22 protein-coding genes are annotated in these 25,831 nt (G+C 40.9%); 8 read left to right on the forward strand and 14 right to left on the reverse strand.

All coding sequences use genetic code 11. The features are described from left to right. Nucleotides 1–2 precede the first annotated feature (2 nt). From ASF86_RS01250 to ASF86_RS01260, 3 genes are all read right to left on the reverse strand, one after another. A complete protein-coding gene (locus tag ASF86_RS01250) occupies nt 3–581 on the reverse strand; it encodes a hypothetical protein (RefSeq protein ID WP_413772527.1) in 579 nt (192 codons plus the stop codon). A 2-nt stretch (nt 582–583) separates the two neighbouring features. Beyond that, entirely contained in the window at nt 584–1,105 is a 522-nt protein-coding gene (locus ASF86_RS19910; RefSeq protein ID WP_227508768.1) for a hypothetical protein, read from the reverse strand. Between the two features lie 120 nt (nt 1,106–1,225). Further along, on the reverse strand, nt 1,226–2,686 hold the full coding sequence (locus ASF86_RS01260) for a coniferyl aldehyde dehydrogenase (RefSeq protein ID WP_056478635.1): 1,461 nt from the start codon (nt 2,684–2,686) through the stop codon (nt 1,226–1,228). A gap of 131 nt (nt 2,687–2,817) precedes the next feature. On the opposite strand from ASF86_RS01260, the gene ASF86_RS01265 reads away from it, so the two are divergent. Beyond that, a complete protein-coding gene (locus ASF86_RS01265; RefSeq protein WP_056478637.1) occupies nt 2,818–3,888 on the forward strand; it encodes an AraC family transcriptional regulator in 1,071 nt (356 codons plus the stop codon). 15 nt (nt 3,889–3,903) lie between these two features. Here the strand turns inward: ASF86_RS01265 and ASF86_RS01270 are convergent, their stop codons facing one another. From ASF86_RS01270 to ASF86_RS01280, 3 genes are all read right to left on the reverse strand, one after another. Then, the gene (locus tag ASF86_RS01270) at nt 3,904–4,800 is read right to left on the reverse strand and encodes a DMT family transporter (RefSeq protein ID WP_056478639.1); all 897 of its coding nucleotides are present in this window, start codon (nt 4,798–4,800) and stop codon (nt 3,904–3,906) included. 123 nt (nt 4,801–4,923) lie between these two features. Next, entirely contained in the window at nt 4,924–6,471 is a 1,548-nt protein-coding gene (garD, locus tag ASF86_RS01275; RefSeq protein ID WP_017391620.1) for a galactarate dehydratase, read from the reverse strand. A gap of 72 nt (nt 6,472–6,543) precedes the next feature. After that, a complete protein-coding gene (locus ASF86_RS01280) occupies nt 6,544–7,902 on the reverse strand; it encodes an MFS transporter (RefSeq protein WP_005042042.1) in 1,359 nt (452 codons plus the stop codon). Between the two features lie 281 nt (nt 7,903–8,183). Between ASF86_RS01280 and gudD the strand changes: the two genes are divergently transcribed. The 4 genes from gudD (at nt 8,184) to ASF86_RS01300 (ending at nt 13,250) form a co-directional block, all read left to right on the forward strand. Beyond that, complete coding sequence (gene gudD, locus ASF86_RS01285) at nt 8,184–9,518, forward strand: glucarate dehydratase (RefSeq protein WP_005042040.1); 1,335 nt, start codon at nt 8,184–8,186, stop codon at nt 9,516–9,518. Between the two features lie 248 nt (nt 9,519–9,766). Then, the gene (gene kdgD / locus ASF86_RS01290; protein ID WP_056478640.1) at nt 9,767–10,678 is read left to right on the forward strand and encodes a 5-dehydro-4-deoxyglucarate dehydratase; all 912 of its coding nucleotides are present in this window, start codon (nt 9,767–9,769) and stop codon (nt 10,676–10,678) included. Nucleotides 10,679–10,708: 30 nt separating this feature from the next. Then, the gene (locus ASF86_RS01295; RefSeq protein ID WP_056478641.1) at nt 10,709–12,295 is read left to right on the forward strand and encodes an aldehyde dehydrogenase (NADP(+)); all 1,587 of its coding nucleotides are present in this window, start codon (nt 10,709–10,711) and stop codon (nt 12,293–12,295) included. 241 nt (nt 12,296–12,536) lie between these two features. After that, nucleotides 12,537–13,250 (forward strand): FadR/GntR family transcriptional regulator, encoded by a 714-nt coding sequence (locus ASF86_RS01300; RefSeq protein ID WP_005042034.1) that lies wholly within the window; start codon nt 12,537–12,539, stop codon nt 13,248–13,250. A gap of 73 nt (nt 13,251–13,323) precedes the next feature. Here ASF86_RS01300 and ASF86_RS01305 read toward each other — a convergent pair whose 3' ends face one another. From ASF86_RS01305 to ASF86_RS01340, 8 genes are all read right to left on the reverse strand, one after another. Continuing rightward, a complete protein-coding gene (locus ASF86_RS01305; protein ID WP_056478646.1) occupies nt 13,324–15,075 on the reverse strand; it encodes a tannase/feruloyl esterase family alpha/beta hydrolase in 1,752 nt (583 codons plus the stop codon). A 33-nt stretch (nt 15,076–15,108) separates the two neighbouring features. Beyond that, on the reverse strand, nt 15,109–15,498 hold the full coding sequence (locus tag ASF86_RS01310) for a PaaI family thioesterase (protein WP_056478648.1): 390 nt from the start codon (nt 15,496–15,498) through the stop codon (nt 15,109–15,111). Between the two features lie 40 nt (nt 15,499–15,538). Continuing rightward, a complete protein-coding gene (locus ASF86_RS01315; RefSeq protein WP_056478649.1) occupies nt 15,539–16,075 on the reverse strand; it encodes a DUF3237 domain-containing protein in 537 nt (178 codons plus the stop codon). A 58-nt stretch (nt 16,076–16,133) separates the two neighbouring features. Beyond that, a complete protein-coding gene (locus ASF86_RS01320; protein WP_056478650.1) occupies nt 16,134–17,384 on the reverse strand; it encodes an OprD family porin in 1,251 nt (416 codons plus the stop codon). Nucleotides 17,385–17,465: 81 nt separating this feature from the next. Then, nucleotides 17,466–18,605, reverse strand: a complete 1,140-nt coding sequence (locus ASF86_RS01325; RefSeq protein WP_056478652.1) for an acyl-CoA dehydrogenase family protein — start codon at nt 18,603–18,605, stop codon at nt 17,466–17,468. Between the two features lie 75 nt (nt 18,606–18,680). Then, nucleotides 18,681–20,567 carry a feruloyl-CoA synthase gene (locus tag ASF86_RS01330; protein ID WP_171252319.1) on the reverse strand — a complete coding sequence of 629 codons (1,887 nt, stop codon included), beginning with the start codon at nt 20,565–20,567 and terminating at the stop codon, nt 18,681–18,683. An 82-nt stretch (nt 20,568–20,649) separates the two neighbouring features. Continuing rightward, nucleotides 20,650–22,101, reverse strand: coding sequence for an aldehyde dehydrogenase (locus ASF86_RS01335; protein WP_056478655.1), 1,452 nt, complete (start codon nt 22,099–22,101; stop codon nt 20,650–20,652). Nucleotides 22,102–22,138: 37 nt separating this feature from the next. Then, entirely contained in the window at nt 22,139–22,978 is an 840-nt protein-coding gene (locus ASF86_RS01340) for a p-hydroxycinnamoyl CoA hydratase/lyase (RefSeq protein WP_171058526.1), read from the reverse strand. Between the two features lie 248 nt (nt 22,979–23,226). Here ASF86_RS01340 and mhpT point away from each other — a divergent pair, with 248 nt between their 5' ends. The 3 genes from mhpT to ASF86_RS01355 all read left to right on the forward strand — a co-directional run bounded on the left by mhpT (nt 23,227) and on the right by ASF86_RS01355 (nt 25,788). Then, on the forward strand, nt 23,227–24,459 hold the full coding sequence (gene mhpT / locus ASF86_RS01345; protein ID WP_056478659.1) for a 3-(3-hydroxy-phenyl)propionate transporter MhpT: 1,233 nt from the start codon (nt 23,227–23,229) through the stop codon (nt 24,457–24,459). A 70-nt stretch (nt 24,460–24,529) separates the two neighbouring features. Then, on the forward strand, nt 24,530–24,985 hold the full coding sequence (locus ASF86_RS01350) for a MarR family winged helix-turn-helix transcriptional regulator (protein WP_049837756.1): 456 nt from the start codon (nt 24,530–24,532) through the stop codon (nt 24,983–24,985). Nucleotides 24,986–25,095: 110 nt separating this feature from the next. Then, nucleotides 25,096–25,788, forward strand: coding sequence for a GntR family transcriptional regulator (locus tag ASF86_RS01355; protein ID WP_081407512.1), 693 nt, complete (start codon nt 25,096–25,098; stop codon nt 25,786–25,788). Nucleotides 25,789–25,831: the final 43 nt, after the last annotated feature.

Below are 25,831 nucleotides of genomic sequence, written 5' to 3' on the forward strand. Positions count from 1 at the left end.
CTTTAATTATGCCCCATTTTATTGATTACAGTAATAGGAACAGTATAGCTATTACTCACATTAGGTCTCGGTTCTAAAACATTCTGAATTGGCCTATAAGTAATTGGGTTTGCTCGCCATAACTCTACTCCATCAACCAACTCCGTAATTGCCTTTTTTGTTTCTAAATCAATAATCCAAAATGCACATCCTTTTCTATTGTTTGGATTTAATTCATAACCGACCTGATAGGTCTTATTAGCTTCAATATTTACTTTTATCAAGTTTGTATAGTTAAAAGCTCCACGGCCACACCAAATTTGTAAATCATGCTCGCCAGTTTGAAGCATTAAAGGTTCCTTTAATTTATGGTAGCCATCCGTTACTTTCTTTTTTTCTACAGCAAATACAAAGGCTATCGTATCTGCTACATATTTACGATCGTATAAATTGCCAATGATTGTAGCTGTATGAGTTGAATTCTTTGGTGGAACATAATATTCGATTGGATTGAGATTTTTTGGGGTACTTATACAACTTGTTAATAGTAATGAATACATACTAATAGAAATAATTTTATTTGAATTAAACAAGTGCTTCACCTTTATTTATTAAGTATGACAGGAGTGTAGATTGGCTGGGTCTGATTTGAATAAGTAGTAAAAGATTCTTTAGGAGTAACAACTTCACCTGTATTTATATTTTCTATCCAAAAAACAAGATCTTCACTATTTTTCCTCTCTGCTTGATTATTTTTAATTTGATAGATCTGCTGAGGTTTTGCTTTAAAGGTTAGAATTCCATAAGAAAATACTTTTTGAGCATCTGAAATAATTTTAACTTTATGAAAACCAGAACTAATAAGATAATTTTTATCCCAATCGTTTGAGTCATTTAAAGTTGCTTTATCGTCGATATACGTTATATAGATGCGAGCTGTGATTAACTTTAAAATAGGGCTGTTTTTTTGAAAGCCTTTGATAGTAGCAAGATGAGTGATATCTACTTCTTTGGGGGCTTTGTAGAGTAGTTCTTCCGGTATTTGAGCGTAAGAAAGTCTTTCGAATCCAAAGCAATTAATTAGACTTATAAAAATTACTAAACAAATTCTATAGGAGTTTTTCATTTCTAATTTAAATATAATTTTATGTATAAATATATTCTAATCTAAATATAAAATATTAAAACAAAATTATATAAAATTAGAGAATGTAAAAAGCCTCGTAACGAGGCTTTTTTATAATCCTTATTTAATATTTGGATCGCCTTTTTTCAAGAAAAAGCGAATCGCTAACTTTTGTAGGAATGTTCCATAAGGAGGGTGGAAAAGCTGCGTCGGGAAAAACCGATGGCGTGTAAATACCGTTTTTGCATGTGAAAGTTCACGGAAACCTTCTTCACCATGATATGACCCCATGCCTGAGTTTCCGATACCTCCGAAAGGAGCATCATGGTTAACTACATGCCAGCCCCAATCATTGATGGTTACACCACCCGAATGAGTTTCACGTAAAATACGGTCACGTTCTACCGAACTATGTGTAAAGCAATAAAGTGCTAAAGGTCGTTCATCCGATTTCACATAGGTAATCGCATCATCTAAAGAATCATATGCCACCACGGGTAAAACAGGGCCAAAGAGCTCTTCTTTCATAATGCGCATGTCGAGAGTGCAGTTAAGCACAATCTGTACAGGCATTCTGCGGCCTTGTTGGTCAAAGCTATAAGTGTCGCAAGGAATAATCCGCGCACCTTTTTCTTGTGCATCGGTCAAAATATCTTGAATACGTTTTAAATGACGGTCATTGACAATGGACGTGTAATTCTCATTGTTTTCAATGTTTTGACCAAACATTTTTATAAAGCTTGATTTTGCAGCATCCACAAATTCATCAATACTTTCTTTGGGAACCAACGCGTAGTCAGGTGCTACACAGATTTGACCACTATTTGTTGCTTTACCATGTGTAATGCGTTTTGCAGCATCGGCAAGCGGGTAGTTGCGGCTCACAATTGCTGGTGATTTACCGCCTAATTCAAGTGTAACAGGAGTTAGATTTTCAGCCGCTGCTCTCATTACCACTTTGCCAATAGCTGGAGAGCCAGTAAATACAATATGGTTAAACGGCAAAGAGGTAAATCTTGCTGGGTCTGTAATTTCTTCACCAAAGACTGCGACTTCATCTTCATTAAAGACTTCGGCGAGCATACGTCGTAGCATTGCATTAGTGTTTGGTGTAATTTCAGACAATTTAATCATGACTCGGTTGCCCGCAGCTAATGCGGCAATGAGCGGACCAAGTGCTAAATAAACTGGAAAGTTCCAAGGAACAATTACACCAACTACGCCTTTAGGTTGGTATTGCACACTTAAACGATTTGATAAAAATAAAAGCTCGGTACGGCGTTTACTTGGGCGCATCCAGCGGCGTAAGTGATGAATTGCATGATCAGCCTCTAACACAGAGCCAAGTAAATCTAATAGTTTAGATTCATCCAGTGATCTTGAACTAAAGTCAGCATTAATCGCAGTAGCTAAAGCATCTTGATAACGAATAATTTGTTTTTTAAGTTGATGTAGTTTTGTTCGGCGTGTCTCAAGACTTGGATAGGGATCCGCCTCAAAATTGGCACGTTGTTTGGAAAAAATAAGTTCCATATGTTCAGTGGCAGAGCCGCTATATTCTTTTAAAGTGGAGCTTTCCATTTTTTATTCCTTCCCATACTTTTGCTTATCATACTTTATGCTTGAAGCGTTGTATGGTCGATGTTAAATTGAGACAACAAGAGGTAGTTTAGTGCCATTATGCACGTCACTCTAGGGATGGTGTGAGTTAAATGGCTAATAATATTTATAAAAATACAAATCTTGTTATTGAAGGAAATTATGATAATACATCTTTTGGTTCGAATACATATTTGCTGGGGTTGACCAGTTTATTTGATGAAATAGGCTTGCAAGGCCATTCAATGTCAGATGTTCTATCCGGTACAAATATTTCACCAGATGCGATGAATCAACCCTCTTTATATATTTCTCAACTTCAAAAAATCCAGTTATTTCAAAATATTCAACGTTTATCACATGATCCGTTAATTGGATTACGTGCTGGGCAAAAGCAGCGCTTGTCAGATTTTGGGGTATATGGTTATGCACTCTATTCTTCGCGTAATTTTAGGCAAGCGGTAGAACTTGGTATTCGACACATTAAGCTCGCTGGGCCTATTTTAAAGAAGTCTTTTTATATTCGAGAGGATGCTGCTGTTTTTGAAGGGCAAGACATTATTGCACTTGGTAAGCTTCTGCCTTTGGTGTGCGAGTTTTGGTTTAGCTCCATGCAAACCTTAATTGAACGTGTGCTTGAAGGGCCATTTCAAGCAAAGAAGCTTTTATTACCTTATCCAGCACCTGACTATGCCGAAGAGTACGAAAAAGTTTTTCATTGTCCTGTTCAGTTTGATGCTGGCGTAATGCAATGGCACTTTGAGTTAAAGTGGCTTGATGTACCTTGCCCAAATGCCAACCCGATTACCGCGGATATGTGTAAGTCGTTTTGTGAGCGGATGCTTGGTGCTGCTGAGCTTGAAGAGCCTGAGTTAGTGGAAACGATCCGTTTAATATTATTAGATGGAACGGGGCTTTTCCCATCAGCTCAAGAAATGGCTGAACGGTTACATATGTCAAAGCGTACCTTACATCGACGCTTGGCAAGTTTTGATTTAACCTATCAAGAGTTATTAGATGAAACTCGGCGCCGTCTTGCGGATGAATATTTGCGAGAAACAACTTTAGCCATAGACGAAATTGCTGAGAGAATCGGCTTTTCAGATACTTCTAATTTTAGAAAAGCCTACCGTCACTGGACAGGCATTTCACCAAATGAGTATCGATTACAGTATCAAAATTAGAATAAGATTTGCTTGCTACTTAAAGCAAGAGAATAACTTTTTTTGCAAAAATGGATTACAGAGCAAAATAGCAAATAAAATAATAAATATGCCGATCAGACTAAACAGATCCGGTAATTCATGCCAAAAAACAAATCCCCAAATTCCTGCAAAAATAATGGCAATGTAATTCATTGGGCCAATTTGTCCTGCTGGGGCTAAGCTATAGGCATAAGACATAAAAAGCTGACTAATGTTTGCTAAAAGTCCTGCGGCAATCAGCAATGCGAGTTCATGCCAAGTGAAAATACGCCAATGCCAGAACATTGGAATTGATGAAATTAAGCTACCAAAAATACAGAAGTAAAAAACAATACGCTCAGGCGGTTCTGTACTGGTTAAAGCTCTTACTGTGACAAAAGCCATCGCTGATAAAAAACATGCGCCTAAACCAATAAAGGACAATGCATTGAGTAGGCCTTGATCGGGTTTAGCAACAAATAAAACTCCAATTAACCCAATAACGGCGGCAAAAATCATCGATTTAGTAATTTTTTCTTTTAAGAAAAGCCATGCAATGAGTGGAATAAAGATTGGAGATGAGTAGCTAAAAACCATCGCATTCGATAGTTTTAAGTTCGCAATGGCATAGAAAAAACCATACATTGCAGCGAGCCCTACGACACTTCGCCAAGTGTGCATCCAAAGCTTATCGGTCTTAACAAAGTCCAGCCCTTGCTTAAAGAGCATAGGAATAAAAATAAATAAACCCACTGCATTTCTAAAAAATACGACGGTGGCATTGTCCACTGTTTGTGAAGCAAAACGAATGCATACTCCCATAATGGAAAATAATAATGCCGATGTCATGAGACAAAGCAATGCTTTTCCAAGTTGAGTTGAGGGGAGAGTTGGAGCAGTCTGGTTTTGCATATAGAAATAAGGTTCTTAATTTTCAGTGTTATTTTAGCAGCGATGGTAAGTTTTGGTGAAATGTGTCGTAATTAATAACTAAAATGTGAAAAGATGAGGGGTGTCCTCATCTTTTAAATCTGATTAGGTCACAGGTGCAGGGTTAAATACAGCAAGTGAGTTATGGATTCCCCAACGGTCCGACCACGTTTGTTGCTCACCACTCGCCACTTGTAAAATCAGTTCAAAAAGTTCCCAGCCCACTTCTTCAATGGTTTTCTTACCAATGGCAATATCACCAGCGCTGATATCGATCAGGTCATACCAACGGTTTGCAATATTGTTTCTGCTTGCCATTTTAATGACAGGCACTGCTGCTAAACCATAGGGGGTGCCACGACCTGTGGTAAAGACTTGAACGGTAATTCCCGATGCCATTTGTTGAGTACCACAGATAAAGTCACTTGAAGGTGTTGCTGCAAAAATTAATCCTTTTTTAGTCGGTCTTTGCCCGGGTGAGAGGACTTCTACAATCGGTGAGCGACCAGATTTAGCAATCGATCCCATCGCTTTTTCTACAATGTTATTGAGTCCACCTTTTTTATTGCCCGGCGTGGTATTGGCACTTCGATCTACTTGGCCTGCTGCTAAATAGTCATCGTACCATTTCATTTCCCGAATTAAGTCTTTGGCAACTTGTTCATTTGCTGCGCGTGGGGTGAGTAGGTGAATACCATCGCGAACTTCTGTAACTTCGGAAAACATGACTGTGCCACCACATTGCACAATCAGGTCGGCTGCAAAACCAACGGCAGGGTTTGAGGTTACTCCAGAAAATGCATCACTCCCACCACATTGCATTCCTACGACAAGATGAGATGCTGGAACTTCTTCACGTGTACGCTGGTTTAATTTTTCCAGATGTTGTTCTGCCACGGCTAAAATATGGTTCACCATACTTTCAAATCCGTTATGGCGTTCATCTTGCAACTGAATAATGTCTTCATTTGCTAGGGGAATATATTTGTTTTCTTTTGGAATATTTAGGAGTCGTTCAGGTTGCATTTTTTCGCAGCCCAGACTTACAACCATAATCTCTCCACCAAAATTAGGGTTGAGTGCAAGATTATGGATAGTACGAATAGGCACAATTGCAGCAGGTGCATCAATGGCCACACCACATCCATATAAGTGGTTTAAACCGACGACACCATCTACGTTTGGATATTTAGGTAATAGATCTTTTTCAATAATTTTGACGACATAATCGACAATACCTTCTACGCAGTTAACGCTTGTGGTAATGCCTAAAATATTTTTTGTGCCTACGCTGCCATCTTTATTTTTATAGCCTTTAAATGTATATCCGCTAAGAGTAGGAAGTTGTGGATCAGGACGGGTTGCTAACTCGAGATCATCTAGTTCAGGTGCTTGGGGCATTTCGGTAACATTTTCATTCACCCATGAGCCTGCAGGTAAGTCTTTGTTGGCATAGCCAATCGTTTCGCCATAACGAATAATTGCTTCGCCCTGTTTTAATTCTTCTAATAAAACTTTATGCCCTTGAGGTACATGATCAACCAAGGTTAATTGATATTCTTCAATATTTGTAGATGGTGGCAAACCGCCGTCATTAACCACAATAGCGACATTATCAAGGGGACTAATTCTTATCAGGATAGGCTTGGGCATGATCATTCCTTGTATACATTTGAAGAGGGGGCTATAACGCTTAATTTGCTCAAACGTTATAGCGCTAAAGTTTTAAGACGTTGGTTTTAACTCGAAGCGTTGGATCTTGCCGACAATAGCGGTATAGCAAATGACAGCTGCAATTGCATGCACGCCTACATAAGTCAATGCAAGGTTGAAAGAACCCGTACTTGCCAAGACATATCCGATCACAATTGGGGTGACGATTCCTGCTGTATTACCAAATGCATTCATCATTCCACCAGATAGTCCTACCATTTCTTTTGGTGCAACGTCAGACATAACTGCCCAGCCTAAAGAGCCTACGCCTTTACCAAAGAAAGATAACGACATAAAGAACACGATGGCCGCTTGAGAATCGACGTAATTACACATAATGATTGAGGTTGAAACTAAGAATCCGACCACAATAGGAAGCTTTCTTGAAAAGCTTAAGCCGTAATTCATACGAATTAATTTATCCGAAATTAACCCGCCTAAAATCCCGCCCACAAAGCCGCAGAGTGCAGGTGCAACTGCTGCAAAACCAGCTTCTAAAATGCTGAGATGTCTTTCTTTTACAAGATAAACAGGAAACCAAGTCAAGAAAAAATAAGTGAGCGTATTTACACAATATTGTCCAATAAAAATACCGAGCATCATGCGTGATGAGAGTAGTTGTTTGACCTTGCTCCATGTAATTTTTTCTTTTTTAGTATTTTGGCTATTTTCACCCATGTCGAGTAAAGCACCTTCTGAAGCAATATATTTTACTTCTTCTGGGTTAACTGTAGGGTGGTCGGTCGGGCTATAAATAACTTTTAGCCAGATAAAGGAAAGTAGAATTCCTAAACCACCCATGACCCAAAAAATAGATTGCCAATGTACGGTTGCAACAAGCCAACCCATGAGGGGGGCGAAAAGTACAGTGGAAAAATAAGAAGAAGAGTTGAAAATGGCAGCAGCTGTTCCGCGTTCTTTGGTAGGGAACCATGCAGCAGCAATTTTACTGTTACCCGGGAAAGCTGGTGATTCGGATAATCCAACTAAAAACCTTAAGACAAATAGAGAAGTAATAATGGTCGCTGTGTCACCTAAAATATTGGTAAACCCAATTAAAACAGTGAATAAAGACCATAAAAACAAGCTCCAGAAATACACACGGCGAGCACCGAACTTATCGAGTAACCAACCACCTGGAATTTGACCAATAACATAAGCCCATGCGAAGGCTGAGAAGATATATCCCATGGTAACCGAGTCGATGCCCAGTTCATGAGACATTGGCGTTGCAGCCATTGAAAGGGTTGCACGATCACCGTAATTAAAAGCCGTCACCAAAAAAATCATCGCTAGAATGTAATAGCGAGTTTTCGTATGTTTGGCTCTTTGCTGAGTCACTACAGCGATATTTGTTTGCAAATTATCCATATACAAACTCTTTTAATAATCGACCTATTTGCATATCCGTGAAATAGGTGACGTCATGTCAAATTCATCGATAGAATAGATGAGAAAACGGAATTTTGTATCTACTCTATAGTCCTAGTTCTAAAACCGCGCCTTTAGATGTATGACATCATATGATTAAAAATATTATTTTGGCAAGTAGCCTCGAAAAATAATTTTATGCGAGATTATATTGACAAGTCATATGATGTCTTATAAGTTTCATTTGTGAAAAATACATCAGTATGCCAAGGAGTATTTTAATGGCGACCTCTACACCTATCGTTAAATCAATTCGAGCAATTCCTGTTGCTGGACATGACAGTATGCTGCTCAATTTGAGTGGTGCCCATGGACCTTATTTCACTCGTAACATACTTATTATCGAAGATAACTCTGGCAATATTGGTGTTGGAGAAATTCCGGGTGGAGAAAAAATTCTAGCCACATTAAATGATGCAAAAGCCTTGGTAGAAGGGCAGCCTATTGGGGAATATAAGAATTTACTCAAAAAAATCCAGCAAAATTTTGCTGATCGCGATAGTGGTGGACGAGGGAACCAAACCTTTGATTTACGTACCACAATCCATGTGGTGACTGCCTATGAGTCAGCATTACTTGATCTGCTTGGTAAGCATTTAAATGTGAATGTCGCAAGCTTACTTGGCGAAGGTCAGCAACGTAGTGAAGTTGAGGTTTTAGGATATTTATTCTTTATTGGCGACCAAAAACAGACTTCTTTAGACTATGCGACAACACCTCAGCATAACCATGACTGGTACAAAGTTCGTCACGAAAAAGCATTAACACCCGATGCTGTACAGCGTTTGGCCGAAGCATCTTATGACCGATATGGCTTTAAAGACTTTAAGCTTAAAGGTGGGGTGTTACACGGTGAACAAGAAGCTGAAGCTGTTACAGCAATCGCGCGCCGTTTTCCAGAAGCACGTGTGACGCTTGATCCAAATGGAGCATGGTTTTTAGACGAAGCAATTGCGTTAGGCAAACATCTTAAAGGTGTGTTGGCCTATGCAGAAGACCCATGCGGTGCAGAACAAGGTTATTCAAGCCGCGAAATTATGGCCGAGTTTAAACGTGCAACAGGTTTACCCACTGCGACCAACATGATTGCGACCGACTGGCGAGAAATGTCGCATAGTATTCAATTGCAAGCCGTTGATATTCCTCTGGCTGATCCACATTTTTGGACATTAGAAGGTTCGGTCCGAGTTTCACAGCTCTGCAATATGTATAACTTAACGTGGGGTTCACATTCTAATAATCACTTTGATATTTCACTTGCTATGTTTACCCATGTGGCAGCTGCTGCGGTAGGTAAGGTAACGGCAATTGATACGCACTGGATTTGGCAAGAAGGTACAGATCAGCTGACAAAAGCGCCGCTTGAAATTAAGGATGGTAAAATTCAGGTGCCAACAGCACCGGGTCTTGGTGTTGAGCTGGACTGGGACCGAATTAACCAAGCCCATGAACTGTATAAATTAAAAGGTTTAGGTGCGCGTAATGATGCCGATGCCATGCAATTTTTAATACCAAACTGGTCGTTTAATAATAAAAAACCGTGTCTGGTTCGTTAGTTTTAAATACAACATGTTTTTATTTTATGGCTGCCCTGATGGGCAGCTTTTTTGTGTTTGTACACAAATTTGAGGTGATTTTTAAATTTTAAATATAAAACAAATATTTAAGTTTAATTTAATTAGGTTTTTATAGAGGAGTTTTAGCTCTTTAAAAATTTTAGTTTTTCAAAGGAAAAATGTATTGATAAAAATAAAACTTGTGATATAAGATGTCTGACAACATAAACACGTATGGATATTTGCTAATGGATGCTCTTGAGTTAAAAAACATTGTTTCTGATGGTCTTCTTTCTTTTCCAGTGACTGACTTTGACCAAAATGGGGACTTCAATAAATCTTCTTATGCAAAACGTCTTGAGTGGTTAGCACCTTATGGCGCAAGTGCTTTATTTGCTGCGGGTGGTACGGGTGAGTTTTTCTCGTTAACTGGAGATGAATACTCGGAAGTGATTAAGACCGCTGTAGACACTTGCAAAGGCAGCGTACCTATTATTGCTGGGGCAGGCGGTCCGACACGACAAGCGATTGCACAAGCGAAAGAAGCAGAACGCTTAGGTGCACATGGCATTCTATTAATGCCGCATTACTTAACTGAAGCAAGCCAAGAAGGTTTGATCGAACACGTCAAGCAAGTATGTAACTCAGTAGACTTTGGTGTAATTTTTTATAACCGTAGCGTATCAAGATTAAATCTGGATTCAATTCAAAAATTAACTGAGATGTGCCCAAACTTAATTGGCTTTAAGGATAGTTCTGGTCAAATCGATATGATGACAGCAGTGACCCAAACGATGGGTGACCGTTTGTCATATTTAGGTGGTCTGCCGACAGCAGAGGTTTTTGCAGCGCCATATAAAGCTTTAGGTTGTCCTGTTTATTCATCGGCTGTATTTAACTTTATTCCAAAGACTGCAATGGAGTTTTATAACGCGCTTCGCAGTGATGACTTTGCAACGACGAATCGTTTAATTAAAGATTTCTTCTTGCCGCTTATTAAAATTCGCGACCGTAAATCAGGGTATGCGGTAAGCATGATTAAAGCAGGTGCCAAAATTGTTGGGCATGATGCAGGTCCTGTACGTCCACCATTGAGCGATTTAACTCAAGCAGACTATGACGATTTAGCTGCCTTAATCGCAACCTTAGGTCCGCAATAATTTTATGTATTCAGGCATTGGAGACGAAACATGAGTAAAAATAATGGTCAGCAGTTTATTAATGGGCAACGCGTTGCTGCAAATGCACCAGCTCTAGAAAGTGTGGGTGCAAAAGACTATCAACCAACAGGTTATGTATTTAGTCAGGCAACGCTTGAAGAAGTGGATCAAGCTGCTCAAGCTGCACATAATGCTTTTTTAGTTTATAGCCAAACATCTCAAGAGCAACGTGCCTCTTTTCTTGAAGAAATTGCTCGTCAAATTGAAGCATTAGGCGCGGACTTACAAGAAGTGGCTTCACTTGAAACAGGTTTGCCACTTGCCCGACTTCAAGGCGAAACAGGCCGTGTTACAGGCCAACTTCGACTGTTTGCTGAACTTTTACGTCGTGGTGATTTTTACGGTGCCCGCATAGATGTTGCATTGCCAGAACGTAAGCCTTTACCGCGTGTTGATCTTCGCCAGTACAAAGTTGGGGTAGGTCCGGTTGCTGTTTTTGGCGCAAGTAATTTCCCGCTTGCATTTTCAACCGCGGGTGGTGATACGGTAGCGGCTTTAGCAGCAGGCTGCCCAGTTGTGTTCAAAGCACATTCAGGCCATATGGCAACCGCCGAGCTTGTAGCAGAAGCGATTGAAAAAGCAATTGAAGTTTGTGATATGCCTAAAGGCACATTCAACATGATTTTTGGATCTCGTGTTGGTGCAAACTTAACAGAACATCCACTGATTCAAGCAGCTGGTTTTACAGGTTCTCTTGAAGGTGGAATGGCGCTTTATAACCTTGCGCAGAGCCGTCCTCAGCCGATTCCATTCTTTGCGGAAATGTCGAGTGTGAACCCTGTAGTGGTTTTATCTCAAGCGCTGAGTTCTCGTGGTGAACAAATCGCTCAGGATACGGTTGCCTCATTTAATATGGGATGTGGTCAGTTCTGTACAAAACCGGGGTTAATTTTAGGCGTACAAGGTCCTGAATTTGACAGTTTCGTAGCAGCTTTAGCTGAAAGCACGCAAAAAGCTGTACCTCAAGTCATGCTGAATGAAGGAACTTTAAAAAGCTACCGTCAAGGTATTGATGCTCTAAACCGCGAAGCTGGTTTTGAAGTAGTTGCGACAGGACAAGAGGCCGAGCTAGTTTCTCAAGCAAAAGCACATCTATTTAAAGCGGACCAATCTGTTTTATTATCAGGCAACCCGAAACTTCAGCATGAAGTGTTTGGACCGATGTCGATTGTGATTGGTGTAGAAGATGAGGCAACCTTATTAAAAGGAATTGACGCTTTAGGTGGACAGCTCACGGCAACAATTATTGGTGATGACGCTGAATTATCTCAAGCTGGTGAGCTTCTTCATTTGTTAACTGGTAAAGCGGGTCGTGTATTGTTTAACGGTTTCCCGACAGGAGTTGAAGTGTCTGATGCGATGGTACATGGTGGCCCTTTCCCTGCAACCAGTGATGCGCGTGGAACGTCGGTTGGTACGGGAGCAATTGAGCGCTTCTTGCGTCCGGTATGTTTCCAAAATACGCCACAAGTTTTATTACCCGATGCATTAAAAGATAGTAATCCACTACAGATTACCCGTCTGGTCAACGGGCAGTTAAGTCAGGCTCAAATTTAAAAATTGTGCAGCTCAACCAAGGGTATTGGGCTGCATATTTTTTAACTTATTCAACGAATTATTAAATATTCAAATAAGCACAAGTTGCTTACTTTTTAAATATGTGTGAATGTTTGGTAATTGAGATAAAATATTTTGATTTTAATAACTTAGGGGTATAAAAACCGAATATGACTATCGTCTAAGTTTATAGTAAAATGAATTTTCTAATTTTTTCAACATTTCACGAGTTCTTCAGATTATGTCTAGTGCAATTAAACCTAGATCAACAAAAAAACTAAGCCAGATTATTGTAGAACAACTGATCGAAAAAATTCAGTCTGGAGACTTCCAAGTCGGAGAGAAAATTCCGACCGAACTTGAATTAATTGAAACTTTTGAAGTAAGCCGTTCTGTCATTCGTGAAGCAATCACTGAGTTGCGTTCTTTAGGGTTTGTAGAGACTCGTCACGGGATTGGTACTTTTGTCAAAGAGCAGACTGTTGAACAGAATTTTTTGCTCTCTAATGCCAGTTTAGAAACCATTAACGATATTGTTTCTTTATTGGAGCTTAGGATTAGCCTTGAGTCTGAAGCTGTCTTTTTAGCATCAGAGCGTCGTAAGCAAATCCATATCGATAAAATGAAAGCTGCGCTTGAAGACTTTGAACGACATATTTCTTCAGATGCAAATGATGGCACGGTAAAAGCAGATTATGATTTTCATATTGCGATTGCTGAAGCTTCTGAAAATCAATATTTTGTTGATTTTTTAAAGTACCTTGGTGAAAAAATTATTCCGCGTGCACGCCTAAAATCGATTGAACAAAGTCCAGAAAATCGTGAAGAGTATTTAAAAGCGGTTCACCATGATCATGTCAATATTTATAACGCAATTGTTGATCAAGATGGTTTGTTGGCTCGACAAATGATGCGTGCTCATCTGTCTAAAAGTATTAAAAAGTTTAAGCAGTAAAGCTTGAGCTAAGATTAAGTTGAGTGAGATAAAAAGAGAGCCTATGTAAGTTCTCTTTTTATCTTATAGGGTGTTATTTACAGCTAAAGTTTTCAGCTTTTTCGCTATCACCCTGACCATTGTAACGGGCAATTAGTGGGTAAGGGCAAAGTGGACGGCTACGGTCTGGTGCCCAGTCTTGCGGAAGTTCAGTATTCACTTGACCACTTGGGTTACCAGTGCCGCGTGCAGTCGCAATGATTTTGTCAGGTGCTTGCCCATATTCCACCCAGTTGACCAAAGCAGTCAATGCGTCAAATTGGTCGGTCGCAATGCCATCACGGGTGTGGTTCATGCCCGGAACTCTAAAGAAACGTGCAAATTCAGGCGCTGTACCTTTTGCATCATTTTTATAGTGTTGTAGTAGCTGATCGTACCAATTTTGGGTGTCATCGACAGAGAAAACGCCGTCTGCTGTACCTTGTACCACAATCATTTTTCCACCGTGATTACGCAGTTTATCCAAGTTCAATTCATCGGGTGGCATCATGAATGACATAGAGCTTTCGGTGTATACATTATTGGTCGCCGATAATTTTGGATAATCAGTATCAAAATTATAGTTAAAGGCAAACAGTCTAGAGTTTTGAACTACAGATGGATCTGGCGGAACCTGAAAAAGAATACCGACTGCAACAGGGTCACGTGCTGTTCCCACCGAAGATTCGAATTTCCAGCTTGCCCAGTTACTGCCTACTAAACCGGGGTCGAAAGGCTGGGTTGCATAGAGGGCTTGTCCAGCCGAATTTACAGGACCACGGTAAATGTTGGCTAATACATCAATTTGTTCGGTGCTTAGGCATGTGCCATCTCTTGTGCTTGAGCAAACGGGTACATGTTGGTGAATATCAAAAGCTGTACGACAAGCCTCAACATCTTGAACCAAGCCATCTGCAATACCGTCTAGCGCATCGCATTGATCTAAAATCGCTTTTGCTAAAACTTTGCGCTCTGAAAGGGTAAGAGCGGTACTTAAGTCATTTTCATCGGTTGCGACACGACGAAGCTGCTGTGCTGTGTAAAGTTGAGCTGCGGCTGCACGAGGTAAATGAAAACCGGGTGTACTTGCTAGAATTCCATCATATTGGTCGCCTAAACGGGTTGCGGCAATCATGGCGTGGCGTCCGCCATTTGAAGTGCCGCCTGCATAGGAGCGGTCTGGCAATTTACCATACGCTGTTTTAATTAGATTTTTTGCCATAGGCGTGAGTTTGGTAATCGCACCATAGCCGTAGTTGATTCTGGCTTGAGGGTCTAAACCAAACATTGGATTTTGTGAGGCATTATGTCCTGCATCGGAAGAAATAACAGCGAAACCATCATGTAGGGCATTGGTAAGTGGACCACCGCTGCCGACCTGACCCGTTGCAGGAATTAAATTACCATCGGTTCCACCATTGCCTTGATAGAGAAAACGACCATTCCAATCAACAGGTAAACGCATTTCAAAACCAATTTGATAGGTTTGTCCATCGACAGGACTTACACGTTGGTCCATATAACCTTTGACTAAACAATGAGCTCCAATAGGTTTGTTGGCTACAGTCAATGTGCCTGCCTCTTGAAGCGTGGCTGAGCTAATGACGGTATTGTTATATTGAAATCCGAGTAAGTCTGAACAGCTTCCTGTCATTTTTACGCCCACAGCAGGAGACAACTGAGGTGGTTTCGTTGTTGAGGGCGTAGTTGTGTCATCACTGTCACTTCCACAGCCTGCCAAAGAACCAAGCATGGCAAGTACTAAAGCGGAGTGGGTCAAAATTCGTTTATTGTTGGTGTAATTCATTTATTCATATCCTTATTGAATGAATGTTTGCAATTAATCTAAAACCAGAAAATTAGCTGTGCTTCGTGCAATCATTTTGTTGTTTTGCCAAGCTTCACTTTCGAGATTAAGTACGGTTTTGCCTTGTTTAATGAAACGGCATTTTGTAATGACTTCACCTACAGCACAGGGTCTTAAAAAATCCATCGTTAAGTTGATGGTGGTGGCAGGTTTATGGTTATTGGCGAGATATGCAAAAAGTCCCATCACATCGTCAAGCATCGCGCAGATCATGCCGCCTTCAACGGTGCCGCGTGGATTGGTAAAGCTTTCTAATGCCGTGTAGTGGATGGTGAGTTCAGTATTTTCTTTATTCCAATAAATATTGTGTCCACCCAAATGGTGATGGATTGGCGGTAAGTGTTCTAAAATTTTTTGATCCATAATGAAGGGTCCATCCTTTTTGTAAGTGTTATAAAAATTATTATTTCAGGGTATAGGCATCATAAATAACCGCTTTGCCCAAACGCATTGCACTTCCTATCGCAACGGTCTGGTTAAGCCATGCATATTTTGGTGAGCTGGTTTCAAACTGCATAGTAATTTTGAAATAGTAATTTTTCGGGTCGACATCTTTGCCTTGGGCAAGCTGTTTTAGCGTTTCGGCCGAGCCATGTCGGTAACCTTTGGTTTGAAGATAAATAAGTGCGCCGTCATCGGTTTCTAACAAATATCGCGTATCAATAATTGCTAGTCCTTTGCTGTCGACAATCTGCCAATCTGCGCCACTATTTAAAATGCGGCCCTTAAGTGATTTCCCTTCGAATGTCCCACCTGTAATAGGAATAATTCGGCGTTTACCAGCATCACTGGTTGTGCCTAATTCCCAAACAGGCGCATTTAAATCCACACTAAATTTTGCTAAAGGCTCTAGCTGAATGGGCGGTGGGCTATATTGAGTTTCGGCATGAGTCAGGGTAATCAGACTCATTCCGCAGAGTAGCGTTACAACTTTCTTCATGATGGATTTCCCGAAATAAACAAGAGGTTCTATTCGAGACAGAACCTCTTGTTTTGAATTATTTAAATTTCCATGTGTAATCAATGTTGATACGGGTTTCGTTTACAGGTTTGATGTTTGCAGTGGAGAGCATGTTGTTGTCATAAATGGCATAGCGCGCGCGTAGCCCGAGATTTTTTAACCAGCCACTTTGAACGGTGTAGCCTAAATCAAAGTCGGTTTCGCGTTCTTTTAGATTGGTGCCACCTAAGTTGGGTGCATAAATATTGTGACCTGTGGTGTAACGGGTCATGAAACGTAAACCTGGGACATAATCTTTAAAGTCATATTCATAGCGGAAGCTATAGGCTTTTTCTTTTGGGTTTAAAAACTCGCCCGGCCATGTATCAATGAGTAGGCCTGTTTCACCGCCAGTCAAATACGGAAAGGCGGTGTCGCCGTGATGTTGGAAGGTTCCAAAAATAAACTTATGGTTTTGATGTTTAAGTTCGAAATGCGCATGATAAAGGTCATTATCGACTAAACCTGCTTTTGCTTGTCCGTCATCTCGGCTGCGGTAGTAGCGTAACTGCGAGCTAAGATTAGTAGTGTCATTAATTTTGTGTTGGTGTAAGGCACCGACCATGGTCTGGTTATAAAGATCATCAACATCCATATAGAACGCTGTGAGTTTGATTGCTGGATCAAGCTGATAGTTCCCACCTAAATAATAGAGTCCGTCAGTTTCGGCACTTTTAAAACGTCCATTTACGCCTGAAATTTTAATTTTTTCATAGTTGGTTGAGTCACGATGATTTACTTTATCGAGATAGGCTGCTTGTAAATCAAAATCTTTAATATCTTTACTGGTCAGTGAAATTCCTCGATAAGTTTGAGGAAGCAAACGAGCAGGTGAAGCCACTAAAACAGGATTCATCGGCATTAAAGTACCAATGCGTAGTTCGGTCTGGCTCATTTTGGCTTTTGCTGTTACACCAATTTCTCCGTAAGAGTCGGCAGGTTCATTGGTGCGAGTGTCTCTAGGTAAATTCCCCGTACCTCCATGTTCTGCATCGGCATCTAGTTTAAAGCCTGCCGTTGCAAGTACATCCAGCCCAAAACCGACAGTCCCTTCGGTATAACCTGAATTGGCTTTAAGAATAAACCCTTGTGTCCAGTCCTTGGCAGCAGGGTAAGCAGATTGCTCTTGGTAGTCGCGGTCAAAATAGAAATTTCGTGTGGTGAGTTCTACTGAACTGTTATCAATAAAACTACCGGCCCAGACTGAACCAGAGAGCATAAGGGTAGAGTACATCCATAATTTCGACATAGCATTTCTTCCTGAAATATCATTTTTTGTTTTCAACAAGGCATGGTTGTTCTGTCTGCCTTGTCTGGTTTTTAAATCGAGTTATTTGCCGAGCAGTTCTCGGGCTACGATTTCTTTCATAATTTCATTGGTTCCCCCATAAATTTTTTGTACCCGTGCATCCACGAAAAAGCGTGAAATCGGATATTCCTGCATGTAACCGTAGCCGCCAAAAAGTTGAAGTAACTGATCAATCACTTCGCATTGGACATCGGTGATAAAGCATTTCAGTGCGGCAACTTGAGTGACGCTTAACTGGTGCTGTTGATACAGCGCTGCACATTGGTCTACAAAGGCTTGTGCAGCTTTGGCTTTGATTTGTGCATTCGCGAGCACAAACCGTGTGTTTTGCATTTGACTTAAAAGTTGTCCGAAAGCTTTACGCTCCAGCACGTAGTCTTTGGTCAGTTCGATGGCGCCTAAAATTGACCCCAAAGCCATCATGGAAATACTTAAACGTTCACGTGATAACTCTTGCATTAAATAGGTAAAACCTTGTCCTTCTTCACCCAAACGTTGTGTGATAGGCACGCAAACATCATCAAAAAAAAGTTCGGCAGTATCTTGGGCATGGAGTCCAATTTTTTGTAAGGAGCGGCCTTTTTTAACGCCGTCTAAAGCAGCATCAACTAGAAAAATTGAAATGCCTTTTGCTTTGGCTTGAGGGTCAGTTTTTGCTACCAGAACGATCAGGTCGGCGTGCAAACCATTTGAGATAAACGTTTTTGAACCATTAATACGGTAGTGATTATTTTCTAAAATGGCTTGAGTGCGTATGGCCTGTAAGTCCGAGCCTGCATTCGCCTCTGTCATGGCAATTGCGGTGACTACTTCACCTGTCACCATTTTAGGTAACCAATAGCGTTTTTGCTCTTCGGACCCGATATTTTGTAGGTAAGGAGAAACCAGCTCATTTTGTCCCCCAATTGCAACAGCTAAAGATGCAAAGCCCGCTTGAGCGGTTTCTTGAACCAGCATGAGAGAGTAATGAACAGGAGCGCCATAGCCGCCATATTCTTCGGGCACATCTACGCACAAAAAGCCATTTTCCCCAAGACGAAGCCATAGATCACGTGGGATCAGGCCATCGTGTTCCCACTGCTCGTAATACGGAGCGACCTGTTCTTTTAAGAACCTGCGGTAACTGTCTCGAAATAGTTCAAATTCTGTATCGTGTGGCATGTTGAACCTTTTTTTAGGCAAAAGTGGGGCTATCGCTCAAACCGAAGTTTGAGCTTCCTTTTTTATTTCAATAGCTTATTGCTTTAAGGTGGGTACTCGAATAATCAGTGGGTTTTCGGCCTGCTTTTGATAAAGTTCATCAATTAAGGCAGCACGACGTTTAGTAATATTGCTTTGATTGAGATTGCCTTTATCGGTCACTTCTCCAGCATCGAGCTGAGGCGGTTCGGTCATCAAATAAAGCATTGAGACTGTATTTGAACTGCCAGTCGCATCTTTATTAAATGTCGTTAAAAATTGGCGGAACCATTGCTGGACTTTAGGATGCTGCAATATCTCTGTTGCAGAATGTTCACCAAGCTTAAGGCCGGCATGTTGAGCACACGCTTCTAATTTTGGAAAAATCAGAAAACCAACAGCATTCAAGTTTGAACCAGTAATACAAACATCTTGAATCAGTAAATTACCTTGAATGAGCACTTTGTTGCGTAGTGTGCCCACATTCACAAAAGTACCCGTATTGAGTTTAAAGTCTTCGGCAATTCGTCCGTCGTACATGAGGCCTTTGGTTGGATCATTTATATCGACCAAACGAACAGCATCGCCAGTGTGGAAAAAGCCTTCATCATCAAAAACAGTACTTTGCTGGTCTGCCTTTAAGCGCCAATAGCCTTTCATGACATGTTTGCCACGAACACAAAACTCAAGTTTGTCGCCACAAGGAACCAGCTTGATTTCGCATCCCGGAGCAGGGTAACCAATAAAGCCAGCCATCACGCGTGGGCCAGTTGTAAAAGCACAAGATGGTGCAGTTTCAGTCATGCCCAATCCGCTCATAATGCGAATTTTTTCTCCGCAATGTTGCTGAGCAATTTTATCGAGCCTGTTCCAACCTGCTTCTGAAAGCGCTGCACCTGCAAAGAATAAAATTTTAACTTTGGCAAAAAAGCGGTCTCTTAATTCCTCATCTTTTTCTAGGGCTTCGGTCAGTTCTTCCCAACCTTTTGGCACATTTAAATAAACTGTTGGAGAAATTTCTTTGAGATTACGAATGGTTTCGTCAAATTTGCCCTGAACAGGCTTGCCGTCATCAATGTAAATGGTACCGCCGTTATAGAGCGCGATGCCGACATTGTGACTGCCGCCAAACGTGTGGTGCCAAGACAACCAGTCAAGAAGAACAGGAGGAGTCTCTTCAAATTCAGGGAAAGTCTGCAATAACATTTGCTGATTAACACACAACATTAAATGCGTGGTCGGCACAGCTTTAGGGAGTTTAGTTGAACCTGATGTAAACAAGAATTTGGCAATCTGGTTTTCATCAAGGGTTTGGTAAAACTCTTGAACATTTGAAACTGGTGTATCTAAAAGCGATTGAAAAGACGTGCAGATATGATTGCCCACAAGACCCTTGTTGGTCACTACTTCAATGTCGGATGTAATACATGTCTGAATCGCTTTGGCAAATGCCTGACCGTCGCTGGCATAGACCAAGCCAGGTGTGAGCACTTCAAACACATGTTTAAGTTTGCCAAAGTCTTGAGAAATCAGAGAGTAGGCAGGGGAAATAGCCGAGAAAGGCACACCCGCCAGCATAGCACCCATAGAGAGTGTTAAATGTTCAAGGTCATTACCACTTAAAATGACTAAAGGTCTTTCTTGGCTTAAATTACGTTCGTGTAATGCCTGAGCAATATGCCATGCGCGTTGTAAAACTTCTGCATAACTTAGTTTGATCCACTCACCTTGAGCATTGCGTTTTGCTGCAAAAATATGGTCTGGTTTGGTTTGTGCAAAATGAATTAACCGATCTGTCAGTTTTTGTGGATACGGTTTTAATTGCTCTTTTGGGCTGATATAGAGCGTGTCATCTTTATGGTGATAATGAATATCATGTTGCCCTAATTTTACGAACCGTTCGCGGTCTTGTGATTGAGTGGCATTCATTTGCATTTCTTTCACTCCATGGAAAGCGCATCACTGCGCTTTATTTTTTTGCATCATGCAATTTTTATTTAATATGTCGTTGTTCACATTAACCCGACTAAATCGGGTAATGACGTGATTGGGTCTGAATGGTGATCCAGCGTAGTTCGGTAAATTCGGCAACAGAGACTTTACTACCAAAACGTCCGTAGCCACTCGATTTTGTTCCGCCAAATGGCATTTGAGCTTCGTCATGTACGGTTGCGCCGTTAATATGACAAATACCCGAATCAATCTGTTGAGCGACTTCTAATGCCTGCGAAATATTTTGGCTAAATACTGCTGAAGAAAGACCGAACTCGCTGTCATTTGCCAGTGCTACGCCTTCTTCAACGGTTGCAAAACGTTGAACTGTGCAGACAGGCCCAAACGATTCTTCGCGGTAAAGCAGCATGTCAGGTTTAATGTTGAGCACCAACGTCGGTTGCATGGTGGTGTCTTCAATATGAATACCTAAAGGTAAGTCAGCACCTTTGTTTTGAGCATCTTCCAACAAATGCTGAATACGGTTTGCAGCGCGTCGACTTTCTAAAACGCCGAGTGCATTTTCTTTCGAGGTTGGGTTGCCCGCCTGAATAGAGCGTGTTTTCTCAATGAGCTTTTCAATAAACTGGTCGGCAATTTTGTCTTGAACCAAAACACGTTCGGTCGACATGCAAATTTGCCCCTGATTAAAGAACGCTCCAAAAGCGACGGCATTTACGGCTTCATTAATATCCGCCTCGTTTAAAACCACGACAGGGGCTTTGCCACCAAGTTCGAGTAAAACAGGTTTTAAATATTTAGCAGCAGTCTCGGCAATAATTTTTCCGACTTTGGTTGAACCCGTAAAATTAATGCGCTTCACGGCTGGATGAGACACTAAGCGCTCCACGATTTGTGGTGCATCTTCGGCGGCATGAGTAATCACATTCACCACACCTTCGCCAAGACCCGCTTCATGTAACACTTCACCAATGAGACGATGTGTTGCTGGACAAGCTTCAGATGCTTTTAATACCACTGTGTTTCCACAAGCCAAAGGCATAGCAAGCGCACGTGTTGCCAAAATGACAGGGGCGTTCCAAGGTGCAATCCCTACAATCACACCGCAAGGAACTCGTACACCCATGGCAAGATTGCCCGGCACATCTGACGGAATCAGGCTTCCGTCAATTTGTGTGGTCATTGCCGCTGCTTCACGTAACATGTTTGCAGCAAGATGAACGTTAAACCCATACCATGTCGCAGTTGAACCTGTTTCTTGCATTCCAGTTTCAATGAATTGCTCGGTCTTTTGGTCCATTAAATCGGCTGCTTTTAATAAACGTAAACGGCGTTCGGTAGGCGAGAGCTTCGACCATACTTTAAAAGCTTGTTGTGCCGATTCGATTGCACGATCAACATCTTCCAAAGTTGCAGCAGCGGCTTTGCTTGCCACTGATCCATCAATGGGGCTAATACGCTCAAAAGTTGCCTGATTTGATGCATCAACAGATTGACCGTGAATTAGTAACTGTACATTTTGCATGGGTTGTGTCCTTACATTGCCATTAAAGAATCAAAAGTTAACCAGTACGTTTATAGCTCTGTAAACCCGGTTTAATTGATTTTTCATCTAAAAATTGTTTCAAACCTTCTTGGCGACCATTTTCCGTATCACGATGGATACATTGATCTAACTTGGCATATAAGTAATCTTCGTTTTGATCCCATGTCAGTTCACGGCAACGTTTAAAGCCATTTTTAGCTGTACGAAGAACCACTGGGTTTTTCTCAAGTAGGCAATTTGCAAGCTCGGTTACTTCTGCTTTTAGCTGTTCAAGCGGTACGCTTTTATTCACAAGTCCCATGGTCTCGGCTTCTTTACCACTAAAGGTTTTACCCGTCATGATGTAGTACAAAGATGCACGGTGACCTACGGTATCGGCCATTGCTTTGCTTACAAGGTTACCCGGTGGGATACCCCAGTTAATTTCAGATAAACCAAAGGTTGCTTCATCTGCTGCAATTGCAAGATCACATGCTACTAATGGTGAGAAACCGCCTCCGAAACACCAGCCGTTAACCATTGCAATGGTTGGTTTTGAATACATACGAAGAAGTTGCCACTGCCAACGACATGAGTCACGACGAATACGTTCTTGATAAATTTCAGGCTGAGTGTCGACTTCGCGGAAATATTCTTTCAAGTCCATGCCAGCTGTCCAAGAGTCACCCGCACCAGTTAACACTAAAACACGTGCATTTTGATCAAGTTCTATGGCTTCAAGCACATCAATCATTTCACGATTGAGTGTAGGACTCATGGCATTTTTCTTTTCTGGGCGATTTAGTGTGACCCAAGCAATTCCATCTTCAACTTTAACATCTACGGTTTCCCAGCGATTTTCATAAGTCATCTTCATACTCCTTGAATGATTTTGTGATGTTCTGAGATTTAATTTAATATCAGTTAAACTTACATTCAAGTCTTTTTTCTAAAATTTAATAATTATTTTATAATTGTATGTATTTTAAATAAAAATTAATTTAATAAATAATTTTATATAAAAATATGTTGATTTTTTAGTAAGTTTAACTGATATTTTTGGTGTGTTTAAACAACAATACACAAAGGGCTAAATGGAACGACTAGTCAATAAAGGACAACACAATGGAAAAGATATTAGGACAGTCTGCAAGAGCAAAGATTACGTTACTACTTTGTTTTGCAATCGCAATTTTTGAAGGTTTTGATCTTCAATCAATGGGGGTAGCCGCTCCACGAATGCGGGCTGAGTTTATGTTGGATAATGGCCAGATGGCATGGGCATTTAGTGCTGCAATTTTAGGAACACTACCGGGTGCCATATTAGGCGGTAGATTTGCAGATATTGTCGGGCGTAAGAAAATTCTGATTTTTAGTATTCTGCTTTTTGGAATTATGTCTTTGCTAACAGCATATGCTGCTAACTTCAGTTTGCTGTTACTCATCCGTTTTTGTACCGGTTTAGGAATGGGTGGGGCACTCCCGATGATGATTACACTTGCCTCTGAAGCTGTGCCTGACCAGCACAAGGGCAAAGCGGTAAGTATCATGTATAGCGGCATTCCTTTTGGTGGATTACTGACTTCTGTGGTTGCCATGTCGTTGGCGGGTGATGCAGAGTGGCGTCATATTTTCTATATTGGTGGGATTGCGCCTATTTTGTTAATTCCACTCATCATGCGCTTTTTACCTGAGTCAAATGATTACCTGCAACGTAAAGTTCAAGCGCAGAAAACCACACCATTCTTTGAAGTTTTATTTGCTAAAGAACGCCGCATGTCGACCATTCAGCTTTGGGTGAGTTTCTTCTGTACCTTAGTGGTGCTGTACTTCTTGTTAAACTGGTTGCCGTTACTGATGGGTGCGCAAGGCTTATCGAAGCTACAAGCAAACTATGTACAGATGGGCTACAACGTTGGTGGAATTTTGGGTTCAATCTTAATGGGTGTATTGCTTGATAAGTTACGCATGAGTTTTGTGATTAAGCTGATTTATCTAGGCATTTTATTCTCACTTTGTTGCTTGGCAATTTCTCCAACCGTTGCATTACTGGCACTTTCGGCAGTGGGCTGTGGTTTATTCATTGTGGGCGGACAATCGGCATTGTACGGTCTGGCAGCAATGTATTATCCAACCGAAATGCGTGGAACTGGAGTTGGTGCAGCGGTTGCAATTGGCCGTATTGGTTCTTTTGCCGGACCTTTAATGGCAGGTTTTTTACTTTCACTTGGACAAAGCTCGACCATTGTGATTGGTTCAAGCATCCCAGTGATTTTAATTGCAGCGATCTCTGCATTACTTCTTGTCAAAAAACCTAAACAGCCTGTACATTTAGTACAAAGCTCAGGTGCTCGCTAAGTTTTAAGGAAAGTATGGGGGGACTACCTCATACTTTCACTACAGATTTTCTTATGATGAATGAAAGGTTATGGTACGTTCAAATTTAGTTCAAAAAAAAGTAGAAGATGAGCCTAAGTTAAGTTACATGATTGCTCGTGTTGACCGAATTATTAGTAAACATTTAACAGAACATTTAAAAGAGCTTGAGATTACCTTGCCACAATTTACGGCACTTTCTGTTTTAGCTTCAAAAAGTAATGTATCCAATGCAAAACTTGCTGAACGTTCTTTTATTAAGCCGCAATCTGCCAATAAAATTCTGCAAGATTTGCTGGTCAATGGCTGGATTGAAAAGAAACCTGACCCTACGCATGGTCGCCGTATTTTAATTACACTCACCGAAAGTGGTGTTGAAAAACTCAATAAATGCAATGAAGTTGTATTAAAAGTTGAAGAAAAGATGCTTGAAGGCATTGATATCAATCTGGCTTATTTAATTCGTAATAACCTCGATATCATGGTGAATAATCTTAAAAACCTTTAAATAAATGAGCTTATTTAGGTTGAGCTAAATACCTAAGCACCGATTCACACAGAAAATTTATTTCATTTTGCAAATGAAGTTGTTAGCATCGAAGTGACGTTTTTGACAATGTGTGGCAGCAAATGTCTTCAGGGCAACAAGTTTTACTTAAATTAAGAAAAATGATTATTTCAGGGGAACTTGAAGGTGGTGCCAGAATTGCTGAGATTCCCACTGCCGAGTTACTTGGGGTTTCGAGACAGCCTGTTCGTATTGCATTTCGGTTGCTCGAACAAGAAGGTCTTCTCATTAAGAACCCAACCCGTGGCTACACCGTCCGTGAAATTTCAGAACAACTGGTTCATGATGCGCTTGAAGTGCGGGGTGTGCTTGAAGGATTGGCTGCGAAAACTTTGGCAGAACAAGGTTTAAGCGAAGAGCAGAAAAAGATCCTCCAACATTGCATTCAAGAAACTGAAAAACTCTTTAATGAAAAAGACGAGTTTGGCGACGCTGAACTGGAACGTTATCATCATTTTAATGTCATTTTTCATGACACGATTATTGAGGGTGCGCAAAATGTTGCGCTCATACAAGCTCTAGCAAAAAACAATCAATTGCCGATGGCTTCAGCCCAAGCCATTACCTATGATGAGAACCAAGCTTTGTCGGAATATCGCCGTTTGCACTATGCACATTTACAGCATTGTTCGATTTTCGATGCGTTGACACATCGTCAGGCAGGACGTGCTGAAACTTTAATGCGTGAGCACAGTAGTGTAGTGATTTTAGGTGAAACGCTAAGAAATGTTTTAAACGCTTAAGATGAAATAAGTTCCTTTATTTTTCAATAAAGGAACTTAGCTA

Origin of the sequence: Acinetobacter sp. Leaf130 (assembly GCF_001423205.1) — a bacterium.
Lineage (GTDB): Bacteria > Pseudomonadota > Gammaproteobacteria > Pseudomonadales > Moraxellaceae > Acinetobacter > Acinetobacter calcoaceticus.

Bases quoted from the DNA above. Each gene is read 5' to 3' on its own strand.
- ASF86_RS01295 (WP_056478641.1), top strand. From the start codon at position 10,709: ATGAGTAAAAATAATGGTCAGCAGTTTATTAATGGGCAACGCGTTGCT.
- ASF86_RS01305 (WP_056478646.1), bottom strand. From the start codon at position 15,075: ATGAATTACACCAACAATAAACGAATTTTGACCCACTCCGCTTTAGTA.
- ASF86_RS01265 (WP_056478637.1), top strand. From the start codon at position 2,818: ATGGCTAATAATATTTATAAAAATACAAATCTTGTTATTGAAGGAAAT.
- ASF86_RS01260 (WP_056478635.1), bottom strand. From the start codon at position 2,686: ATGGAAAGCTCCACTTTAAAAGAATATAGCGGCTCTGCCACTGAACAT.
- ASF86_RS01270 (WP_056478639.1), bottom strand. From the start codon at position 4,800: ATGCAAAACCAGACTGCTCCAACTCTCCCCTCAACTCAACTTGGAAAA.
- mhpT (WP_056478659.1), top strand. From the start codon at position 23,227: ATGGAAAAGATATTAGGACAGTCTGCAAGAGCAAAGATTACGTTACTA.
- ASF86_RS01315 (WP_056478649.1), bottom strand. From the start codon at position 16,075: ATGAAGAAAGTTGTAACGCTACTCTGCGGAATGAGTCTGATTACCCTG.
- ASF86_RS01350 (WP_049837756.1), top strand. From the start codon at position 24,530: ATGGTACGTTCAAATTTAGTTCAAAAAAAAGTAGAAGATGAGCCTAAG.
- ASF86_RS01280 (WP_005042042.1), bottom strand. From the start codon at position 7,902: ATGGATAATTTGCAAACAAATATCGCTGTAGTGACTCAGCAAAGAGCC.
- ASF86_RS01320 (WP_056478650.1), bottom strand. From the start codon at position 17,384: ATGTCGAAATTATGGATGTACTCTACCCTTATGCTCTCTGGTTCAGTC.
- gudD (WP_005042040.1), top strand. From the start codon at position 8,184: ATGGCGACCTCTACACCTATCGTTAAATCAATTCGAGCAATTCCTGTT.
- ASF86_RS01340 (WP_171058526.1), bottom strand. From the start codon at position 22,978: ATGAAGATGACTTATGAAAATCGCTGGGAAACCGTAGATGTTAAAGTT.
- ASF86_RS01325 (WP_056478652.1), bottom strand. From the start codon at position 18,605: ATGCCACACGATACAGAATTTGAACTATTTCGAGACAGTTACCGCAGG.
- kdgD (WP_056478640.1), top strand. From the start codon at position 9,767: ATGGATGCTCTTGAGTTAAAAAACATTGTTTCTGATGGTCTTCTTTCT.
- ASF86_RS01335 (WP_056478655.1), bottom strand. From the start codon at position 22,101: ATGCAAAATGTACAGTTACTAATTCACGGTCAATCTGTTGATGCATCA.
- garD (WP_017391620.1), bottom strand. From the start codon at position 6,471: ATGCCCAAGCCTATCCTGATAAGAATTAGTCCCCTTGATAATGTCGCT.
- ASF86_RS01300 (WP_005042034.1), top strand. From the start codon at position 12,537: ATGTCTAGTGCAATTAAACCTAGATCAACAAAAAAACTAAGCCAGATT.
- ASF86_RS01310 (WP_056478648.1), bottom strand. From the start codon at position 15,498: ATGGATCAAAAAATTTTAGAACACTTACCGCCAATCCATCACCATTTG.
- ASF86_RS19910 (WP_227508768.1), bottom strand. From the start codon at position 1,105: ATGAAAAACTCCTATAGAATTTGTTTAGTAATTTTTATAAGTCTAATT.